The organism is Accumulibacter sp., assembly GCF_036625275.1.
Lineage (GTDB): Bacteria > Pseudomonadota > Gammaproteobacteria > Burkholderiales > Rhodocyclaceae > Accumulibacter.
The window spans coordinates 1-3,418 of record NZ_JAZKUD010000169.1; the positions used below are offsets into that span (position 1 = coordinate 1).

The window sequence follows — 3,418 nt, forward strand, 5'->3', positions numbered from 1 at the left end:
ACCCACATGATGATGGCGACGACCAGCGGCACACCAATGTGGATGAAGGCGAGCAGCGTGAACAGACGGCTGTTGACGGTTTCGACGTAGAGGAAGTTGCGGATCAGCGTCCCGTTGAACATCGGCAGGATGTCGAACCACTCGGCGGTGGCGATGACGACGAACTGCGCCAGCTTGTCCCAGACCAGCATGAAGCCGTTGACGCCGGCGATGTAGACCAGCCACAGCAGCGCCACCCCGGTCAGCCACGAGAACGAGCGGAAGCCGCGATAGCGGTCGTAGGCGAAGTGCCGCAGCATGTGCAGGAGCATGGTCAGGATCATGCCGTCGGTGGCGTAGCGGTGGATGCTGCGCAGGATACCGCCGGCCCACCACTGGTTGTGCGTGATCCGCTCGACCGAGTCATAGGCGTCATGGACGCCGGTATCGGCAAAGATATAGAGGTAGAGACCGGATCCGACGAGCAACCAGAACTGCCAGAAGCTGATCGTTCCCAGATGGTAGAAGGGGTTGAGCTTGTCGCCGAAGGCCACGTTGAAGACGTTCTCGACGCGCATGAAGAGCCAGCGCAGGATTTGTTGCAGGAGTTTGACCATGGTCGATGTCAGCTCAGGAAATGGGTAGGGCGCGAGTGGCGGCCACGGGCGGGCGAAGCCAGGAGCAGCCGCCGGATCGTTCAGGGCGGGCGGCGATCATTTGAAGAACAGGCCGCCACGGTCCGGATTGAAGTCGACCACCATCACCTGCGCCGGGGCGAGGGTGATCTGCTGATCCTTGACGTAATCGAAGCCCGGCTTTTCGAGGTTGTCGTCCATCCTGACCGTCAGCCGATGGCTGCCCGCTTTGACCTCAAAGCGTTTGTACACCGTCGAGACGCCGTCCTTGTAGAGGCCGGTCGGCTGCAGCACGGTGCGGAAGATCGGCTCGCCGTCGAGATCCATTTCGAGCCGGATGTCGGAGCGCTCGCGCGGGCAATCCAGCGGGGCGCGCATGTTGGGCGGCATTTTCGCCAGCTCTTCAGGCGTTCGCTTGCGACACTCGCGTTCGCCGAGGTGACTGATCGACAGCTTGATCAAGGCGACGTCGCTCGGGATCTGCTGGTATTTCGGCCAGGTGGCAAAGGTACCGATGAACGCGGCAAAAGCGCCGTAGAGGATCACCTGGCCGACGATGGCAGCGGGTTTAAGCATGATGGGAAGCGCTCCGCAGATAGGGTGGAAGTCTGTCACTGGCAGCCGGCAGGGCCTCGATCCGGGCTCTGAATTCGGCCAGTCCTTTGGCCAGCGTCCGGTCATCGTGGGCCGAGGCGGCAAGCAGTTGCAGGCGCGAGGGCGGAACCGTCCTGCGCAGATGTGGTTCGCGCTGGCCGAGCAGGCGCTGGCTGGTCCATAGGTCGCCGAGGCGGAACTCACAGCCGCCGCTGCGGCAGGTCGCCACCAGCACCCCGTCGGCACCGCCGCGCAGCGCGTATTCGACGAAGGCCGGTGGCAGCATGCCGGCGCAGATCAGGCCGATCACGGCGGTATCGACGGCGGCCAATGGTCCGGCTTCGGCACCGCGCGTGCAGGCAAAGATGACTATCCTGGTCCGGCCTTCGAGTCGTGCCAGTGCAGCTTCAAGTTGTTCGCGCAGCGCATTGACCGGCTGCTGTGGCATGTCGATGCCGGTAACGAGGGTTTCCCGGCGGCGGAAAGGCGTCGAGGAAGGGCAGGAGCCGGCGCAGATGCCGCAGGCAGCGCAAAGGTCGGCATCGACGACGGCAAGCCTGAAACCCGGCCGGCTCGGGTGCTGGGTCATCGCGATCGCGGCGTAGGGACAGTCGGCCAGGCAGCGGTCGCAGCCCGTGCAGTTGGCCGGGTCGACGACCGCTGCCGGCTGTGGTCTGGCGTGAGGCAGCAGAGGCAGCGCGAAGAGCAGGGCGGTGACCCCGAACAGCAGCGACCAGACGATCGCCGGCGAGCTGAAGTCGGTCAGCGGATGGAGGAACAGGATGAACCAGTCGAAATCGAGTGCGCCGGCTACGGTCGCCAGGTTCGCCGGCGGGTTGCTGAGGGCTGGTTTGAGCAGCGAGAGGCCGATCAGGATAGCCAGCGTGGCGACCATGGCGCGCCGCGAGGGCAGGTAATCGACATGGCTGATGCGATGCACATGCGCCCAGAGACCAAGGATCAGCAGTAGCGGGATGCCGATGTGGATGAACACCAGCATGGTGAAAAAGCGGTCGCTGATCGAGTCCGGCGACATGAAGTTGCGCGCCGACGGCTCGCTGAAGATCGGCAGCCAGTCGAGCAATTCGGCGGTGGCGGTGGCGGACAACTGCGCCAACTGGTCCCAGACGATCCAGTAGCCGCCGATGCCTGCCGCGTAGGCAAGCCAGATCAGAGGGATGCCGGTCATCCACGAATACAGGCGGAAGCCGTGGTAACGCCCGTAACACCATTCGCGAATAAGGTGCAACATCATCACCAGCATGAAGCCATCGGCCGCATAGCGGTGGAGGCTGCGCAGGACGCCGCCAAGGTACCACTGCTCAGTTGAGAGGTAGCCGATCGAGCGGTAGACAGCCTCGATGCCGGTGTCGAGCACGGTGTACAGATAGAGGCCCGTGCCGACGACGATCCACAGGAGATACAGACCGATGGCGCCGAGATGGCGCAGCGGGTTGTCCGTGCCGCCGAAGGGTACGTCGAGAGCTTCTTCGATGCGCAGAAAAACGCTGCTCGCGCCCTTGCGCAATGCTGTGTGAAAACTCACGTCGCTGGGAATCCTGGACCGGTGCCGGCCGCAATTATTAGTCTTTGATTATATTGACGGACTCCCTGCGGCGATTTGACACGTGTCAAATCCAAAAAAAGCGTATTTAGAGCCCCCCTTTGCGAAAGTTGTTTTTGCGGCTGCCGCCAAGCCTTGCTACGACTGGGCTTCGCCAGTCATGCGTCAGGGCTGGCCCTGCCGGTTCTCCGCTCCCGCCATCCCGGTTACACTGCCGGCATGACGCCCGAAGAATTCATCGCCCTCTGGAAGAACAACCCACTCACCGAGCGCGCCGGCGCGCAGGCCTGGTTCGACGACCTTTGCGAACTGCTCGGCGTCACCAAGCCGCGCGACCCCGACAACTACTGCTTCGAGCGCGGCGCCGGCAAGTCCGGCGGCGGCGACGGCTGGGCCGACGTCTGGATGCGCGGGCGCTTCGGCTGGGAGAACAACCCCGGAACTCGCAGATTCAATTCGGGTTCGTTCAAGCGGCAAGCTGTTCAAGCAGCATGATGCGTCCAAGATGGGTAAGCGTCTAGCCCATCCACCTGTAAAACCCGGGAGAAGTGGAGCAACCTCCAGGTTTTCGACGGGAGGAAGAGATGGACAAGGCAGGGGAACTGGAAGCGCACTGGCGGGGGCATGTGGCCGCCTGGCGGGCGAG

The 3,418-nt window shown here is 63.4% G+C and carries 4 protein-coding genes; 1 reads left to right on the forward strand and 3 read right to left on the reverse strand.

Annotation, left to right across the window (positions count from 1 at the left end; genetic code table 11):
- The 3 genes from V5B39_RS22050 to V5B39_RS22060 all read right to left on the reverse strand — a co-directional run.
- A partial coding sequence (locus V5B39_RS22050; RefSeq protein WP_332344955.1) for a cytochrome b N-terminal domain-containing protein occupies window positions 1-596 on the reverse strand: 596 nt, incomplete at its 3' end.
- 96 nt (window positions 597-692) lie between these two features.
- Window positions 693-1,190 (reverse strand): hypothetical protein, encoded by a 498-nt coding sequence (locus V5B39_RS22055; RefSeq protein WP_332344956.1) that lies wholly within the window; start codon window positions 1,188-1,190, stop codon window positions 693-695.
- On the reverse strand, window positions 1,183-2,754 hold the full coding sequence (locus V5B39_RS22060) for a hydrogenase iron-sulfur subunit (RefSeq protein ID WP_332344957.1): 1,572 nt from the start codon (window positions 2,752-2,754) through the stop codon (window positions 1,183-1,185). The genes V5B39_RS22055 and V5B39_RS22060 overlap by 8 nt, the downstream gene beginning before the upstream one ends.
- A gap of 153 nt (window positions 2,755-2,907) precedes the next feature.
- On the opposite strand from V5B39_RS22060, the gene V5B39_RS22065 reads away from it, so the two are divergent.
- Window positions 2,908-3,267 carry a hypothetical protein gene (locus V5B39_RS22065; protein ID WP_332344958.1) on the forward strand — a complete coding sequence of 120 codons (360 nt, stop codon included), beginning with the start codon at window positions 2,908-2,910 and terminating at the stop codon, window positions 3,265-3,267.
- The last annotated feature ends 151 nt before the right edge of the window (window positions 3,268-3,418 follow it).

Bases quoted from the DNA above. Each gene is read 5' to 3' on its own strand.
- V5B39_RS22055 (WP_332344956.1), bottom strand. From the start codon at position 1,190: ATGCTTAAACCCGCTGCCATCGTCGGCCAGGTGATCCTCTACGGCGCT.